This window comes from Streptomyces sp. SCL15-4 (genome assembly GCF_033366695.1).
Lineage (GTDB): Bacteria > Actinomycetota > Actinomycetes > Streptomycetales > Streptomycetaceae > Streptomyces.
Genome location: NZ_JAOBTQ010000001.1, coordinates 6,917,533 through 6,933,251, shown reverse-complemented (window position 1 = coordinate 6,933,251; position 15,719 = coordinate 6,917,533). Strand labels below are relative to the sequence as shown.

General features: G+C 72.5%; 13 protein-coding genes and 1 riboswitch. Of the genes, 10 read left to right on the top strand and 3 right to left on the bottom strand.

What is annotated here, in order from left to right:
* Positions 1-19 precede the first annotated feature (19 nt).
* A complete protein-coding gene (locus tag SCK26_RS31135) occupies positions 20-1,537 on the bottom strand; it encodes a glutamate--cysteine ligase (protein WP_318204659.1) in 1,518 nt (505 codons plus the stop codon).
* 569 nt (positions 1,538-2,106) lie between these two features.
* Between SCK26_RS31135 and SCK26_RS31130 the strand changes: the two genes are divergently transcribed.
* The 9 genes from SCK26_RS31130 (at position 2,107) to SCK26_RS38045 (ending at position 10,663) form a co-directional block, all read left to right on the top strand.
* The gene (locus tag SCK26_RS31130) at positions 2,107-2,709 is read left to right on the top strand and encodes a hypothetical protein (RefSeq protein ID WP_318204658.1); all 603 of its coding nucleotides are present in this window, start codon (positions 2,107-2,109) and stop codon (positions 2,707-2,709) included.
* 310 nt (positions 2,710-3,019) lie between these two features.
* Positions 3,020-3,226, top strand: coding sequence for a DUF5999 family protein (locus SCK26_RS31125; protein WP_318206133.1), 207 nt, complete (start codon positions 3,020-3,022; stop codon positions 3,224-3,226).
* Between the two features lie 260 nt (positions 3,227-3,486).
* On the top strand, positions 3,487-4,044 hold the full coding sequence (locus SCK26_RS31120; protein ID WP_318204657.1) for a hypothetical protein: 558 nt from the start codon (positions 3,487-3,489) through the stop codon (positions 4,042-4,044).
* A 542-nt stretch (positions 4,045-4,586) separates the two neighbouring features.
* Positions 4,587-6,539, top strand: coding sequence for an amino acid transporter (locus tag SCK26_RS31115; protein ID WP_318204656.1), 1,953 nt, complete (start codon positions 4,587-4,589; stop codon positions 6,537-6,539).
* Positions 6,540-6,971: 432 nt separating this feature from the next.
* On the top strand, positions 6,972-7,367 hold the full coding sequence (locus SCK26_RS31110; RefSeq protein ID WP_318204655.1) for a TOBE domain-containing protein: 396 nt from the start codon (positions 6,972-6,974) through the stop codon (positions 7,365-7,367).
* A gap of 186 nt (positions 7,368-7,553) precedes the next feature.
* Positions 7,554-8,381 carry a molybdate ABC transporter substrate-binding protein gene (modA, locus tag SCK26_RS31105; RefSeq protein WP_318204654.1) on the top strand — a complete coding sequence of 276 codons (828 nt, stop codon included), beginning with the start codon at positions 7,554-7,556 and terminating at the stop codon, positions 8,379-8,381.
* Positions 8,378-9,238, top strand: a complete 861-nt coding sequence (gene modB, locus SCK26_RS31100; protein ID WP_318204653.1) for a molybdate ABC transporter permease subunit — start codon at positions 8,378-8,380, stop codon at positions 9,236-9,238. The genes modA and modB overlap by 4 nt, the downstream gene beginning before the upstream one ends.
* A complete protein-coding gene (locus SCK26_RS31095; RefSeq protein WP_318204652.1) occupies positions 9,235-10,377 on the top strand; it encodes an ABC transporter ATP-binding protein in 1,143 nt (380 codons plus the stop codon). The genes modB and SCK26_RS31095 overlap by 4 nt, the downstream gene beginning before the upstream one ends.
* 28 nt (positions 10,378-10,405) lie before the next feature.
* Positions 10,406-10,663 carry a TOBE domain-containing protein gene (locus SCK26_RS38045; protein WP_412080798.1) on the top strand — a complete coding sequence of 86 codons (258 nt, stop codon included), beginning with the start codon at positions 10,406-10,408 and terminating at the stop codon, positions 10,661-10,663.
* Here the strand turns inward: SCK26_RS38045 and gcvP are convergent.
* Positions 10,651-13,536: an aminomethyl-transferring glycine dehydrogenase gene (gene gcvP, locus SCK26_RS31085; RefSeq protein ID WP_318204651.1), complete on the bottom strand. Its 2,886-nt coding sequence runs from the start codon at positions 13,534-13,536 to the stop codon at positions 10,651-10,653. The two genes, SCK26_RS38045 and gcvP, sit on opposite strands and share 13 nt — an antisense overlap.
* Positions 13,537-13,710: 174 nt before the next feature.
* A riboswitch (glycine riboswitch) is annotated at positions 13,711-13,805 on the bottom strand.
* A gap of 120 nt (positions 13,806-13,925) precedes the next feature.
* Here gcvP and SCK26_RS31080 point away from each other — a divergent pair.
* Entirely contained in the window at positions 13,926-14,297 is a 372-nt protein-coding gene (locus SCK26_RS31080; protein WP_318204650.1) for a PRC-barrel domain-containing protein, read from the top strand.
* Here the strand turns inward: SCK26_RS31080 and SCK26_RS31075 are convergent.
* On the bottom strand, positions 14,219-15,673 hold the full coding sequence (locus SCK26_RS31075; protein WP_318204649.1) for a DNA polymerase IV: 1,455 nt from the start codon (positions 15,671-15,673) through the stop codon (positions 14,219-14,221). The genes SCK26_RS31080 and SCK26_RS31075 overlap by 79 nt on opposite strands.
* Positions 15,674-15,719: the final 46 nt, after the last annotated feature.

The following is a 15,719-nucleotide window of genomic DNA, read 5'->3' as shown; positions in this document are numbered from 1 at the left end:
CCCACGCCGTGCCCGGACCTCAGCCCAGCGGTACCGGCTCCGGCAGGCCCACCGGCCAGGTGTGCACCGGCTCTCCCCCGTGCATCAGATCGGCGTACCGGCGCGTCGTCGCCGCCAGGGCCGCCTCCCGGGACAGGCCCCGTTCCAGGGCCCGGTGGAAGGTGGCCGCCTGCCAGGACGCCCCGTTGACCCGGCGCCGGCAGCGTTCCTCGATCACGCCCAGGTAGAGGTCCCGGTCGGCGGCCTCCACGCCCCACGCGTCCAGCCCGGCCGCGGCCAGCGGCAGCAGTTCGTCGCGGATCAGCGTGACCGCGTCGACCTCGCCCGTGCCGCCGTAGCGTCCCCGCCGGGGCCAGACGAAGCGCGCGTCGATGCCGTACCGGCACGCCGCGTCGAAGTTGGCCTCGGCCGCGGCGAACGGCAGCCGTGTCCACACCGGCCGGGGCTCCTCGGCGAGCGCGCGGACGAGGCCGTAGTAGAAGGCCGCGTTGGCGATGACGTCGGTGATGGTCGGCCCGGCGGGCAGCACGCGGTTCTCCACGCGCAGGTGCGGAAGGCCGTCCGATATGCCGTACACCGGTCGGTTCCAGCGGTAGACCGTGCCGTTGTGCAGCGCGAGTTCGCCGAGCCGGGGCACTCCGCCGGCCTCGATGACCTCGAGCGGTTCCTCGTCGTCGCAGATCGGCAGCAGCGCCGGGAAGTAGCGCAGGTTCTCCTCGAACAGGTCGTGGGCGGAGGAGATCCACCGCTCGCCGAACCAGGTGCGCGGCCGTACGCCCTGTGCCTGGAGCTCGGGCGGCCGGGTGTCGGTGGACTGCAGGAACAGCGGGGGCCGGGACTCGCGCCACAGCTCGTGCCCGAAGAGGAACGGCGAGTTGGCGCCCACGGCGATCTGCGCCGCGCTGGTCACCTGGGCCGCGTTCCACACGTCCGCGAACCGGTCCGGGGTGACCTGGAGGTGCAGTTGCACCGAGGTGCACGCGGCCTCCGGCACGATCGACTTGGACGTGCAGACGAGGTGCTCCACGCCGTCGATGTCGAGCCGGAAGTCCTCGCCGCGCGCGGCGACGATCTGGTCGTTGAGAAGGGTGTAGCGGTCGACCTCGGAAAGGTTCGAGGAGACCAGGTCGTCCCGGCCGAGGGTGGGCAGGATGCCGATCATCACGATGCCCGCGTCCACCTCGCCGGCCTTGCGGTCGGCGTAGGCGAGCGAGGTGCGCAGCTCCTCGGCGAGCCGGTCGAATACCCGGCCGCCCAGCCGGTGGGGCGCTATGTTCACTTCCAGGTTGAACATGGCGAGTTCTGTTTGGAAATCACGGCTGGCGATACGTTCCAGCACCTGCCCGTTCAACATTTTCGGCATGCCGTCGTTGCCGGCGAGATTCAACTCGATCTCGACTCCCATGAGATTCTTCGGGCGGTCGAATCGCTTCTCCCGCAACAACCGCTCCAGCCCCGTCAGACACTTCTGGAGCTTTTCGCGGTAGCGCTGGCGATCGGACAGGTCGAACTGCCCCGCCACGACCTTCTCCCCCATCGAAGTGTCCCTCCTCGGATGGGCGGGCCGGCGCTCCGGCCGCTGGGCTCCCGGGTCAGGTGGGATGATGCCCAGCCGAAGCGATCGATAACGTTACGCACCGGCCCGCCGCCCGTTACTCTGTCGGAATGTTCCCGGCGGCACATTCACGAGGCATGCCGCAGGTTGCTCCCTCGGGTGCCCCGAACACCTCGTGAAAAACGCCGACGACATTCGGCCGACCGCTACCGGCGCGTAATGCGAGGTCAGCGGCGGCGGTCCGGACCGGGAATCGGGATGAGTTCGGCAAATCGACGGCCTAATTCGGCCTTGTCCCGGGAACCGGAAGCGGATAGCCGAAACGTCGGCCGAACAAACGTCGTATAAACTGCGGCGCAAGGCAGAGGTGGCACCCTCGGACCTGGTTTCCGAGGCGTTCCTGCCGTCCCGGTTGCCGGGCGGCAGGCCGAGCCGCACCCTCGTTCACACCCGACCCGGGCCCCACCTCTCCGGCCTTCCGTGAGCAGACAGCGCCGTCCGCCCCACCACCTCCTCGCGCCGCCGCGCCTGTCGAATGAGAGGCGACCCACATGCCGCTGCACGTTCCTCCTGCCCCCGCGCCCGCCCTGCGCTCCGTCCTCGCCGCCCTCGGTTCCCCCACCGCGGTCCGCGAGGCGCGCACTCCTTCCCTGCGCGCCGCGCAGGGGCCCACGACACCCGAACTCCCGCTGCCGGTCCACGTCTGGGACCGCATCTCCGCGCAAGGCCTGTCCGCCACCCGGCTGGCCGGCTGGCGGTTCCTGATCCGGTGCGGCGGCCGTGCGGTGGCCGCGGCCGACACCATGCTCACCCCCGACGGCTGGACCTTCTCGCACTTCTTCGAGGGCCCGTACGTCACCTCCACCGAGCGCGCCCTGGAGCAGGCCGAGGCCCTCCAACATCCGTACCAGGCAAGGCTGTTGTCCGTCCCCGGCCTGTACATGCTCACCCTGTGGCTGCACGGCGACCGCTCGGGCGACGGCACCGAGGGCCATCCGGCCGCCACCGATCTCCTCGTCCCGCTGGCGCCGGCCCCGCCGGGCATTCCGGCGCACCGTCCCTTCCGCGTCGCCGAATTGCTTCCGGTGCTGACCCATCGGGCGACTCCTCTCCCGCTGCTCGGCCCGACGGCGCTCGGCTCGCCCGCCGCCTGACCAGACACCCGCGTACCCCGCTTCCCGCCCGGGAAGCGGGGTACGACTGTTTTCCGGGCCCCTGGGCCCGGGGCGCGGCGGCTCCCGGGGCCCTACGCCGGCCGGACTAGTCCCATCCGGCCAGTGCGAACCATCCGAAGGGACCGCGGGGTTGGGCTGAACCGCCCGTGCGGGTGACGCGTCATGAACCTGTGAGAAGCGGTGGTGGGAAAAGCCTGCGGAATGACGCGCGGGAGAGAACACTGGACGCAGACCGACTCTTTCATCACGGGGGACGGACATGATCACGACAGACCGAGAGATCCCGCCCATGTGCCAGCACCAGCCACCGTGCCCGCCAGCCGAATCCGCCGACCGGGAGTCCGCCCGCCTGGTGGCGCACCACCCGGAGCAGGGGTGGAGCCTGCTGTGCAACGGCGTCCTGCTCTTCGAGGACACCGGTGAGCTGCTGCCCGACGGCAGCATCATCGACCCGCACCGCCCGCTGGGTGCGGATCAGGTGATGACCGCCGCCTGAGCACGGCACAGCAATCCCAGGGGCCGGCCGCACCCACCGGTGCGCACCGGCCCCGACGCATGTCCGCGGCGGCCCGCCGGCCGGGCACCGGGCCGTGGCACCGCGCGGCCACCTGCGCGTCGGCACCGGCCCTGGCCGGCCGGCCTCGTGCGCGGATACGGGCCGTGGGCGATACGGTCGCGTCAAGAACGGCCTCCGGGCCGTCAGGACGCCGTCAACGCGGAGCGCTCCGCGCGGCCGGCGGGTCTACCGTCTTCCTCATGGAGCACCGCGACGACACCCGCCCCCAGGTGACCGGCTCGTCCCCGACCGGCACCGCGGTCGTGGCGTACGACCGGGAGTGGGCCGGGGAGGTACGCGGCGCGGTCCGCTACGCCGGCGCGCTGCTCGCGCTGCTGCTGTGCCTGGACACGGCGGCCGGCTCGCTGACCTGGTGGCGCGCGGTGCTGTGGCCGCTGACGGCCCTGCTGCTGTTCCTCGTCCTGTGCCCGGCGCGCGTATCGGCGGGCCCGGGCTGGCTGGCCACCCGCCGTCTCGGACGCACCCGCCGGGTCCGTACCGACCTGCTGACCGCGGTGCGCCCGGTGGACGGCGTCGGCCCGCGGCTGGTGCTGCGCGACATCCGGGGCGGCCGGGTCGAGATCGACCCCGAGGTGCTGATCCGCAACCCGGACCTGTGGTACCGGCTCGACGAGGGCGCCCGCCGCGCCGAGGCGGCGGGCCTCCTGCTGACCGGTACGACCGCCCTGCACGTCCTCGCCCGCCGCGTGGACCGCGATACGGCCCGAGGTGTGTTCCGGGTATCGGGCCTGGAGTAGCGGGTCCCGGAACGACGACCGGCGAAACCGCCCGCCGCGCACGCCCGACGGCACCCCGGCGACCGGCGGATGTCCACCCACCGCACTCCGCGACGGCACGCCCCGACCACCAGGGACCCATCCGCGCCGTACGCCGCGACACACCGCCGCTCCCCCACGGCCGGCAAGAGCCCGAGCCTCCTCTCCGCGGCGCCCGGCGCGCACGTCCGGCCGGCGACGGTCCAGGCCACTCACGCCCTGCCGCCCGACACCTCGGACCGCTCACCGGGACGCTAAGACGGTGCCACGTCATGACACTCGGTGGCCGTCACCTCGTCGATGCCCGGTCCCTCCACCGGCGGCCCACCCGTGCGGCGCCGAGCCGGTACACCGCTCCCGGCCTCCCCTTCTTCATGCGGCCCTCGCGCTCCCGGGCCATTCTTAACGCAAGCTTGACGCCGTCGGGCCGCCGACCCACGGGCCTGAGCATCACTCTCTGCTTACGCTGGTGCCGCCGTCCGGGTGATGGCCGGAAAGAGCCGCCGCATGTCAGGAGCACACCGATGGCCACGACCGAACACCCTCCCAGTACCGGCCGCCTGCGCGCCTGGCTGCTGGAGGGCCTGTCCGACCTGGCCAAGCAGCATCCGGGACCGCACGCCGAGCCGGAGCCCGCGCACCAGGGCCAGCGCTGGTGGCGGGTGATGTGCCTGACCGGCGTCGACTACTTCTCCACCCTCGGCTACCAGCCCGGCATCGCGGCCCTGGCGGCCGGCCTGCTGTCACCGGTGGCGACCATCGTGCTCGTCGTCGTCACCCTGGCCGGCGCCCTGCCGGTCTACCGCCGCGTGGCCGAGGAGAGCCCGCGCGGCGAGGGCTCCATCGCGATGCTGGAGCGGCTGCTCTCCTTCTGGCAGGGCAAGCTCTTCGTCCTCACCCTGCTGGGCTTCGCGGCGACCGACTTCCTGATCACCATCACGCTCTCGGCGGCCGACGCCTCCACCCACCTGGTGGAGAACCCGCACCTCACCGGCGCGCTGCACGGCCACCAGATGGTCATCACGCTGCTCCTGGTGGCCCTGCTCGGCGCGGTGTTCCTCAAGGGCTTCCTGGAGGCGATCGGCGTCGCGGTCGCCCTGGTCGGCATCTATCTCGCGCTCAACCTCGTCGTCGTGATCACCGGCCTGTGGCACGTCGTCACCGCCGGGCATGTGATCACCGACTGGAGCGGCGCCCTGACCACGGAGCACGGCAACGTCTTCGCGATGATCGGCGTCGCCCTGATCGTCTTCCCGAAACTCGCCCTCGGCCTGTCCGGCTTCGAGACCGGCGTCGCCGTCATGCCGCACGTCCAGGGCGACCCGGGCGACACCGACGAGCGGCCGGCCGGCCGGATCCGGGACACCAAGAAGCTGCTGACCACCGCCGCGCTGGTGATGAGCTGCTTCCTGATCGCCACCAGCTTCATCACGACACTGCTCATCCCCGAGCGGGAGTTCGAGCCGGGCGGCGGGGCGAACGGCCGCGCGCTCGCCTACCTCGCGCACGAGTACCTCGGCAGCGTCTTCGGCACGGTGTACGACGCCTCGACCATCGCCATCCTGTGGTTCGCGGGCGCTTCCGCCATGGCCGGCCTGCTCAACCTGATGCCGCGTTATCTGCCCCGCTACGGCATGGCCCCGCACTGGGCGCGGGCGGTGCGCCCGATGGTCATCGTCTTCATCCTGGTCGCCTTCCTGGTGACCTGGATCTTCGACGCCGACGTCGACAAGCAGGGCGGCGCCTACGCCACCGGTGTGCTGGTGCTGATCAGCTCGGCGGCGATCGCGGTGACCATCGCCGCGCGCAAGGCGGGCCAACGCGGCTGGACGCTCGGGTTCGGGGCGATCGCGGCGGTGTTCCTCTACACGACCGTGGTGAACGTCATCGAGCGTCCGGACGGTGTGAAGATCGGTGCCTGCTTCATCGTCGGGATCATGCTGATCTCGCTGCTGTCCCGGCTGGCCCGCGCCTTCGAGCTGCGGGTGACGAGGGTGACGCTGGATCCGCTGGCGGAACGATTCGTCCGGGACATGGCCCACCGGCGCATCCGTTTCATCGCCAACGAGCCGGGCCGGCGGGACAAGGCCGAGTACCGCGACAAGGCCGAGCAGACCAAGGCCGACAACGATCTGCCGGAGCAGGAGGACTTCGTCTTCGTCGAGGTCACGGTCACCGACCCGTCCGAGTTCGAGGCGGGGCTGACCGTACGCGGCGAGGTGCTGCACGGCCGCTACCGGGTGCTGACGCTGGAGTCCGCCTCCATCCCGAACGCCCTCGCCGCGCTGCTGCTGCACGTCCGGGACCTCACGGGCCGCACCCCGCACATCTACTTCGAGTGGACCGAGGGCAATCCGTTCGCCAACTTCCTCCGCTTCTTCCTCTTCGGCCAGGGCGAGGTCGCCCCGGTCACCCGGGAGGTGCTGCGCGAGGCGGAACCGGACCGGGAACGCCGGCCCCGGGTGCACACCGGCTGAGCCGGACCCGGGGTCACGGCCGAGGAGGCATCCGTGTCCGGCACTCCGCCGCGCGGTGGCGTCACCCGCGGCGCCGAGCCGGCCGCGCGGCTCCGCCCTCGGCCCGGCCCGCGCCGTCCGGTCGCGACCACGCCGGGCCGGGTGATCAGCCGCAGCATGCCGGCCGGCGGGTCCGCGATCTTTGTCCGGCGCGGCACGGGCCGGGCGCCGCTCCCGGTGGCCGCCGCGCGCTGCCGCTCGATCCGGACGGTCTCCTCGGCCGGTGCCGGGCCGGTCTCCCCGGGCAGGTCGGCCGGCGGCGCCGCCGGTTCCCGCACGGGCGCGGACCGGCGCCGCCGCCCCACGTTCGTCCAGTTCACCGGGGTGCGAGCCCACGGCGCCACGCCAGCCCCACATCCCTGACCGCCGGCGGATGGCCCTATCGTGACCGGCATGCAGTCCTACACGATCGGCCAGGCCGCGCGGCTGCTCGGCGTCAGCCCCGATACCGCCCGCCGCTGGGCCGACGCCGGCCGCGTGGCCACCCACCGCGACGAGTCCGGACGGCGGCTCGTCGACGGCAGGGACCTCGCCGCCTTCTCCGTCGAACTCGCCAAGGGCGACGGCGGCGAGGAAGAGACCTCCCGCACCTCCGTCCGCAACGCCTTCCCCGGCATCGTCACCGCGATCAAGCTCGGCGATGTCGCCGCCCAGGTGGAGATCCAGGCGGGCCCGCACCGGCTCGTCTCGCTGCTGACCCGGGAGGCCGTGGAGGAACTGGGCCTGGAGGTCGGCATGGAGGCCACCGCGCGCGTGAAGTCCACGAACGTCCATATCGACCGCGCCTGACCGGGTACGCCGCCGACGGTCCCGCCGTACGAACGCACATGCAAGCTACAAACCCAAAGCTCCCGGCTCATGCGATGCGACAGGAGACTTCTGCCTGGCAACTGCGGCAGTATCATCGCCGCACGGCCGGGCGACGGGCGTGCCAGGGCGCGACCGTTGTCCCCAGAACCGAGGAGTAGATCCGTGATGACCCGTTCCGTGCGCCGGACCCGGCGGCTGCTGCGACTGGCCGGTGCGGGGGCCGTCGCCGTACTGGCTCTCGGCGCCTGCTCCTCCTCGCCGGACGCGTCGGACACGAAGGGGTCCGGCTCCTCGGACGCGCCGGCCTCCCCGAAGCTGTCCGGCACGGTCACCGTGTTCGCCGCCGCTTCCCTGAAGGAGAGCTTCACGACCCTGGGCAAGGAGTTCGAGCAGCGGCACCCGGGCACGGAGGTCGGCTTCAACTTCGGTGGCAGCGACACCCTCGCCGCGAGCATCACCAGCGGCGCTCCGGCCGACGTCTTCGCCGCCGCCAGCCCCGGGACGATGAAGACCGTGACGGACGGGAACGAGGCGTCCGGCACCCCGGTCACGTTCGCGCGCAACCAGCTGGAGATCGCCACCCTGCCCGGCAACCCGGACAAGGTGACCTCCCTGAAGGACCTCACCAGGTCCGGGCTGAAGGTCGTTCTGTGCGACAAGACCGTGCCCTGCGGTTCCGCCGCGCGGAAGGCCCTGGACGCCGCCGGCGTCAGGCTCACCCCGGTCTCCTACGAGCAGGACGTCAAGAGCGCCCTGAACAAGGTGGAGCTGAAGGAGGCGGACGCCGCGGTCGTCTACAAGACCGATGTGAGGGCCGCGGGTGGCAAGGTGGAGGGCGTGGAGTTCCCCGAGTCCGCCGGCGCCGTCAACGACTATCCGATCGCCGTGCTGAAGAACGCGGAGCACGCCGAGGCCGCCAAGGCGTTCATCGCCCTCGTGCGGTCCGCCGAGGGGCAGAAGGTGCTCGGCCGGGCCGGATTCCTCAAGCCGTGACCTCGCTCGACGAGCCCGGCGCCGCGACCGGCCTCCGCACGCGCCCGCCGCGGCGCCGCCGCACCGGCGCGCGGGGCCGGCGCGCGGTTCCGTTGCCGCTGCTGCTGCCGGGCCTGCTGGCGCTGGCGTTCCTGCTGCTGCCGCTGCTCGCGCTGCTCGTCCGCGCGCCCTGGCGCGCTCTGCCGGAGCAGCTGAGCAGCACCGAGGTGTGGCAGGCGCTCCAGCTGTCGCTGATCAGCGCGACCGCGGCGACCGCCGTGAGCCTCGTCCTCGGTGTGCCGCTGGCCTGGCTGCTGGCCCGTACGGACTTCCCCGGGCGCGGCCTCGTACGGGCCCTGGTCACCCTGCCGCTCGTGCTGCCGCCGGTCGTCGGCGGTGTGGCGCTGCTGCTGGCCCTGGGACGCAACGGGGTCGTCGGGCAGTGGCTGGACGCGTGGTTCGGGATCACCCTGCCGTTCACCACCACCGGGGTCGTGATCGCGGAGGCGTTCGTGGCGATGCCGTTCCTGGTGATCAGCGTCGAGGGCACGCTGCGCGCCGCCGACCCGCGCTACGAGGAGGCGGCCACCACGCTCGGCGCATCCCGCTTCACCGCGTTCCGCCGGGTCACGCTGCCGCTGATCGCGCCGGGCATCGCGGCCGGCGCGGTGCTGGCCTGGGCCCGGGCGCTCGGCGAGTTCGGCGCGACGATCACGTTCGCCGGCAACTTCCCCGGCCGCACCCAGACCATGCCCCTCTCGGTCTACCTGGCCCTGCAGAACGACCCGGAGGCCGCGATCGCCCTCAGCCTGGTCCTGCTCACCGTCTCCATCGCGGTCCTGGCCGCCCTCAGAGACCGCTGGATGACCACCCCATGACCCACACCGACCCCCGCCACGACAGGCCCACGGCCCCCGACAGCACCACCACCTCCCGCGCACCCGCACCCGCCGACGGCGCTCCCTCCCCGCACCCGGCCACCGGCCTGGACGCCCGCCTCGTGGTCGACCGTCCCGGATTCCGGCTGGACGTCACACTGACGGCGGCCCCCGGAGACGTCCTCGCCCTCCTCGGCCCCAACGGCGCCGGCAAGACCACCGCCCTGCGCGCCCTCGCCGGCCTCACCCCGCTCACGGACGGCCACCTCCGCCTGGACGGCACCCCTCTGGAGCGCACACCCCCCGAGTCCCGCCCGGTCGGCGTCGTCTTCCAGGACTACCTGCTCTTCCCTCACCTGTCCGCCCTGGACAACGTCGCCTTCGGCCCGCGCTGCCAGGGCGCGGGCAAGACCGAGGCCCGGGCCCGGGCGGCGGCCTGGCTGGACCGCATGGGCCTCGCCGACCACGCCGGCGCCAAGCCGCGCCGGCTGTCCGGCGGCCAGGCCCAGCGCGTGGCCCTCGCCCGCGCCCTCGCCACCCGCCCCCGCCTGCTCCTCCTGGACGAGCCGCTGGCGGCCCTGGACGCCCGTACCCGTCTGGAGGTCCGCGCCCGGCTCCGCCGCCACCTGGCCGAGTTCGAGGCGGTCTCGGTCCTGGTCACCCATGACCCGCTGGACGCCATGGTGCTCGCGGACCGCCTGGTGGTCGTGGAGCACGGCCGGGTCGTGCAGGAGGGCACCCCCGCCCACATCGCCCGGCATCCGCGCACCGACTACATCGCCCGGCTCGTCGGCCTCAACCTCTACCGGGGGCAGGCCGCGGGACACACCGTACGGCTCGACGCGGGGCCCGCGATCACGACGACGGAGGAGCTGTCCGGCCCGGCCTTCGTGGCGTTCCCGCCGTCCGCCGTGACCCTGTTCCGGGACCGGCCCGCCGGCACCAGCGCCCGCAACCTGTGGCGCTGCGAGGTCGCCGGCCTGGAGACGCACGGCGACCAGATCCGCGCCGACCTCACCGGAGAGCTGCCGCTCACGGCGGATCTGACGACGGTCGCCGCCGCCGAGCTGGACCTGCGTCCCGGTGCACCGGTCTGGGCAACGGTCAAGGCGACCCAGACCCACGCATACCCGGCCTGAGCGGACCGGCGCCCTACGGTGGGTGCCCATGAACCCGAGCATCCGCAACCAGCTGCCCGGCACCGTCACGGAGGTCCACACGGGCGAGGTCATGGCCACCGTGCGGGTCCGGCCCGGACGACGGCCCCTCCCTGACCGCCGCCATCACCCTGGAGGCCTCCGAGCAGCCCCGTACACGCCCTGGTGCAGGCCACCGGGGTCGCCTTGGTCGGCCCGTAGCGAGCGAACGGCCCCGCCCGAAAACCCGGGCGGGGCCGTTCACCGGCGGTTCGCTCAGTCCTCGTAGGCGTCCAGCGGCGGGCAGGAGCACACCAGGTTGCGGTCGCCGAAGGCCTGGTCGATACGGCGCACCGGCGGCCAGTACTTGTCGGCGGCCGAGACACCGGCCGGGAACACGGCCTCCTCCCGGCTGTAGCCGTGCGCCCACTCGCCGCCGAGCGCGGCGGCGGTGTGCGGGGCGTTGCGCAGCGGGTTGTCCTCCGCGGCCCACTCGCCCGAGCCGACCTTCTCGATCTCCGCGCGGATGGCGATCATCGCGTCGCAGAAACGGTCCAGCTCGGTGATGTCCTCGGACTCCGTCGGCTCGATCATCAGCGTGCCGGCCACCGGGAACGACATGGTCGGCGCGTGGAAGCCGTAGTCGATCAGTCGCTTGGCCACGTCGTCCACGCTCACGCCGGTCGCCTTGGTGAGCGGGCGCAGGTCGATGATGCACTCGTGCGCGACGAGGCCGCCGGGACCGGTGTAGAGCACCGGGAAGTGCGGCTCCAGGCGCTTGGCGATGTAGTTCGCCGACAGCACGGCCACCTGGGTCGCCCGCTTCAGGCCCTCGCCGCCCATCAGCCGGACGTACGCCCAGGAGATGGGCAGGATGCCCGCGCTGCCCCACGGAGCCGCCGAGATCGGGCCCACGCCCGTCTCCGGGCCGGCCTCCGGCTGGAGCGGGTGGTTCGGCAGGTACGGCGCGAGGTGCTCGCGGACCGCGACCGGGCCGACGCCCGGGCCGCCGCCGCCGTGCGGGATGCAGAACGTCTTGTGCAGGTTCAGGTGGGAGACGTCGCCGCCGAAGTGGCCCGGCTTGGCGACGCCGACGAGCGCGTTGAGGTTGGCGCCGTCGACGTACACCTGGCCGCCGGCCTCGTGCACGGCCGCGCAGATGTCGGCGACGTGCTCCTCGAACACACCGTGCGTGGACGGGTAGGTGATCATCAGTACCGCCAGCTCCTCGCGGTACTGCTCGATCTTGGCGCGCAGGTCCTCGACGTCGATCTCGCCGTCCTCGGACGTCTTGACGACGACGACCTTCATGCCGGCCATCACGGCGCTGGCGGCGTTGGTGCCGTGCGCGGAGGACGGGATCAGACAGACCGTGCGCCGGTCGTCGCCGTTCGCACGGTGGTAGCCGCGGACGGCGAGCAGACCGGCCAGCTCGCCCTGGGAGCCGGCGTTCGGCTGGAGGGAGACCTTGTCGTAGCCGGTGACCTCGGCGAGACGCTCCTCCAGCTCACGGATGAGCGTGAGGTAGCCCTGCGCCTGCTCGGCGGGCGCGAAGGGGTGCAACTGCCCGAACTCGGGCCAGGTGACCGGCTCCATCTCCGTGGTCGCGTTGAGCTTCATGGTGCAGGAGCCCAGCGGGATCATGCCGCGGTCGAGCGCGTAGTCACGGTCGGCCAGGCGGCGCAGGTAGCGCAGCATCGCGGTCTCGGAGCGGTGCTGGTGGAAGACCGGGTGGGTGAGGTAGGCGTCGGTGCGCAGCAGCGCCTCGGGCAGGGTGTCCTCGGCGGCCCGGTCCAGCGCCTCGATGTCGGCCTCGGCGCCGAAGGCGGCCCAGACGGCCTCCAGACCGGCCCGGTCGGTGGTCTCGTCGCAGGCCACGGAGACGTGGTCGGCGTCGACCAGCCGCAGGTTGACGCCCTTGTCCCGGGCGGCGGCGACGATCCCGGCGGCCCGGCCGGGCACACGCGCGGTCACGGTGTCGAAGTACGCGCCGTGGACGATCTCCACACCGGCGGCCTCCAGGCCCGCGGCGAGGAGGGTGGCGTAACGGTGGGTGCGCCGCGCGATCGTCCGCAGGCCCTCGGGACCGTGGTAGACGGCGTACATGCCGGCCATGACGGCGAGCAGCACCTGCGCGGTGCAGATGTTGCTGGTGGCCTTCTCCCGGCGGATGTGCTGCTCACGGGTCTGCAGCGCGAGCCGGTAGGCCTTGTTGCCGTCGGCGTCGACGGAGACGCCGACCAGGCGGCCGGGCAGGCTGCGCGCGAACTTCTCGCGTACGGCCATGTAGCCGGCGTGCGGACCGCCGAAGCCCATCGGCACGCCGAAGCGCTGGGTGGTGCCGACGGCGATGTCCGCGCCCAGTTCGCCCGGCGAGGTCAGCAGGGTCAGGGCGAGCAGGTCGGCGGCCACGGTGACCAGGGCGCCCAGCTCGTGCGCCTGGTCGATGACGGGCTTGATGTCCCGTACGGCACCGGAGGCGCCCGGGTACTGGATCAGCACGCCGTTGATCTCGCGCTCGGCGATCTGCGCCGGGATGCCGGCGGCCAGGTCGGCGACGACGACCTCCACACCGGTCGGCTCGGCACGGGTCTCGATCACGGCGATGGTCTGCGGCAGCGCGTCCGCGTCGACCAGGAACAGGCCCTTCTTGTTCTTGCCCATGCGCCGGGACAGGGCCATCGCCTCGGCGGCGGCCGTGCCTTCGTCCAGCAGGGAGGCGCCGGAGGTGGGCAGTCCGGTCAGCTCGGCGACCATCGTCTGGAAGTTCAGCAGGGCCTCCAGCCGGCCCTGGGAGATCTCCGGCTGGTACGGCGTGTAGGCCGTGTACCAGGCCGGGTTCTCCATGACGTTGCGCAGGACGACGGGCGGGGTGAAGGTGCCGTAGTAGCCCAGGCCGATCATGGAGCGCAGGACCTGGTTGCGGTCGGCGAGCGAGCGCAGTTCGGCGAGCACCTCGGCCTCGGTGCGGGCGCCCGGCAGGTCCAGGGAGTCGGCGTTCTTGATCACATCCGGGACCGCGGCGGCGGTCAGCTCGTCCAGCGAGCCGTATCCGACCTGCGCGAGCATCTTGGCCCGCGCCTCCTGGTCGGGCCCGATGTGGCGCTGCTCGAACGGGATGCCCGCTTCGAGTTCGGAGAGCGGAATGCGAGGGGCGGTCATTGCGGAGGCCTCCTGGTCTGACGCGACCTGCGAGGGGCACCCCGGCGCGGGTACCCCGACGGCCTCCCCCTCTGTCATCTGCACCTGAGAGCTTCACCGGGCGCCCGCGGGCACCGGCTTTCACCGTCGGTGAGGGCGGGAGCCGTCGACACCCGCCCTGCTTTCCAGAGTGACCTCGTCCGTGCGGTACATGGGCCTGAGAGATTCCGGGGAGGAGTTGCTCCTTCGGCGCCTCCGACGTGGTCGGAGGACTCTCCCGCGCGGGGTCAGCAGCCGCTTGCCAGCCTACCAGCGGGGTCAATGGGGCGGTCTTCGAGTGGCCGCCTCCTTGAATGTGCTCTTTGGTAGTGCTTACGGATGAGTTGCGACCACGTGGAGGGAGAGGGACCGTGCAGACCGACATCGATCCGCGCAGCCTGATCGGCCGCAAGGCGTTCGACCGCAATGGCACCAAGATCGGCACCATCGACGAGGTGTACCTGGACGACGCGACCGGCGTGCCCGAGTGGGCCGCCATACGCACCGGCCTGTTCTCCCGGGACGCCTTCGTGCCCCTGGAACCCAGCGAACTCGTCGACGGCCGCCTGCGCGTCCCCTTCGACCGCGCCCTGATCAAGGACGCCCCCGACTTCGGCGTGGGCCGCCACCTCTCCCCCGAGCAGGAACTCCAGCTCTACCACCACTACGGCCTGGACACCGCCTCCCCTCCCTCGCTCCCGGACCACGACTTCGGCAAGCTGGCGGGTTCGGAGGAGACCTGAGAGCACCCTTCCCGCTGGTCGCGGGCGCCTTCCGGAGCGTCGGAAGGGTCCTCGACCAACGGCAGCGGATCAGCGGACGCCAGCGCGGGATCGTCGACGAAGAAGGTCCGCACACGGCCCGGCCCGGACCGAGGCGTCTCGAACCGCACCGTCACCCTCCCCACCCCACTCCCCTGCACCCAGCCGTGCCCGTACTCGGCGTGCCGCACATCCTGCCCGGCCCGCCACTGCCGTTCGGCGGTGTCCGGCTGCTCCGCCTCGGTCTCGACGCCGTCCTCCTCCGGCTCCTCCGCCGCCGGCACCGGCATGGCCTGCGCGAACAGGTCCTCCTGCGTGTAGTCGGCGAGCCCGGACACTCCGACCCCGAGCAGCCGTACTCCGCCGGTGGTGTCCACGGAGTCCAGCAGCCGCGCCGCCGCCTCCCGGATGACCACCGGATCGTCGGTGGGCCCTCGAAGCGTCTCGGAGCGGGTCAGGGTGGAGAAGTCGTAGCGCCGCACCTTGAGCACGATGGTCCGCCCGGACAGCCCGGCCCCGCGCAGCCGCCGCACGCACCGGTCGGCCAGCCGCCGCACCTCCAGGCCGACCCGCAGCCGGTCGTGGATGTCCACGTCATAGGTGTCCTCCACGGACACCGACTTGGCCTCCCGCTCGGCCACCACCGGCCGCTCGTCCCGGGCCAGGGCCATCGCGTACAGCGCCTGCCCGTGCGCCTTGCCGAGCAGCCGGACCAGCTCGTCCTCGCCGGCCTCCGCCAGCTCCTCCACCGTGGTGATCCCGGCTCTGCGCAGATGGTCCCCGGTGGCCGGCCCGACCCCCGGCAGCGTACGCACCGGCAGCGGCGCGAGCAGTTCCCGCTCGGCGCCCGGCTCGATCAGCACCAGGCCGTCCGGCTTGGCCTGCTCGGAGGCGATCTTGGCGAGCATCTTGGAGGCGGCGAGCCCGACCGAACCCGTGAGCCCGGTGACCGCCCGGATGTCCGCCCGCAGCCGCTCCCCGGTCCGGCGCGCCGACTCCTCGTCCCAGGCCGCGCCCCCGGCCTCCAGGTCCACGAACGCCTCGTCCAGGCTCAGCGGCTCCACCAGCGGCGACAGCTCCCGCAGCAGCGCCATCACCTGCTCGCTGACCGCCCGGTACAGGGTGAAGCGCGGCACCAGATAGGCGGCGTTGGGCGCCAGCCGGCGCGCCTGGGCCATGGGCATCGCCGAGTGCACTCCGAAGACCCGTGCCTCGTACGACGCGGTGGCCACCACACCGCGTGGTCCGAGCCCGCCCACGACGACGGCCTTCCCGCGCAGGCTCGGCTTGGACGCCTGCTCCACCGAGGCGTAGAAGGCGTCCATGTCGAGATGCAGGATCGTGGGCGCGTTTCTCACATGTCCGATGCTGCACCACGGCACTGACAATCGGGGGTGCCGGCGG

Excerpts from the sequence above, each read along its gene's own strand:
- modA (WP_318204654.1), top strand. The coding sequence starts at position 7,554 with ATGACCCGTTCCGTGCGCCGGACCCGGCGGCTGCTGCGACTGGCCGGT.
- gcvP (WP_318204651.1), bottom strand. The coding sequence starts at position 13,536 with ATGACCGCCCCTCGCATTCCGCTCTCCGAACTCGAAGCGGGCATCCCG.
- SCK26_RS38045 (WP_412080798.1), top strand. The coding sequence starts at position 10,406 with ATGAACCCGAGCATCCGCAACCAGCTGCCCGGCACCGTCACGGAGGTC.
- SCK26_RS31115 (WP_318204656.1), top strand. The coding sequence starts at position 4,587 with ATGGCCACGACCGAACACCCTCCCAGTACCGGCCGCCTGCGCGCCTGG.
- SCK26_RS31125 (WP_318206133.1), top strand. The coding sequence starts at position 3,020 with ATGTGCCAGCACCAGCCACCGTGCCCGCCAGCCGAATCCGCCGACCGG.
- SCK26_RS31130 (WP_318204658.1), top strand. The coding sequence starts at position 2,107 with ATGCCGCTGCACGTTCCTCCTGCCCCCGCGCCCGCCCTGCGCTCCGTC.
- SCK26_RS31110 (WP_318204655.1), top strand. The coding sequence starts at position 6,972 with ATGCAGTCCTACACGATCGGCCAGGCCGCGCGGCTGCTCGGCGTCAGC.
- SCK26_RS31095 (WP_318204652.1), top strand. The coding sequence starts at position 9,235 with ATGACCCACACCGACCCCCGCCACGACAGGCCCACGGCCCCCGACAGC.
- SCK26_RS31135 (WP_318204659.1), bottom strand. The coding sequence starts at position 1,537 with ATGGGGGAGAAGGTCGTGGCGGGGCAGTTCGACCTGTCCGATCGCCAG.
- SCK26_RS31120 (WP_318204657.1), top strand. The coding sequence starts at position 3,487 with ATGGAGCACCGCGACGACACCCGCCCCCAGGTGACCGGCTCGTCCCCG.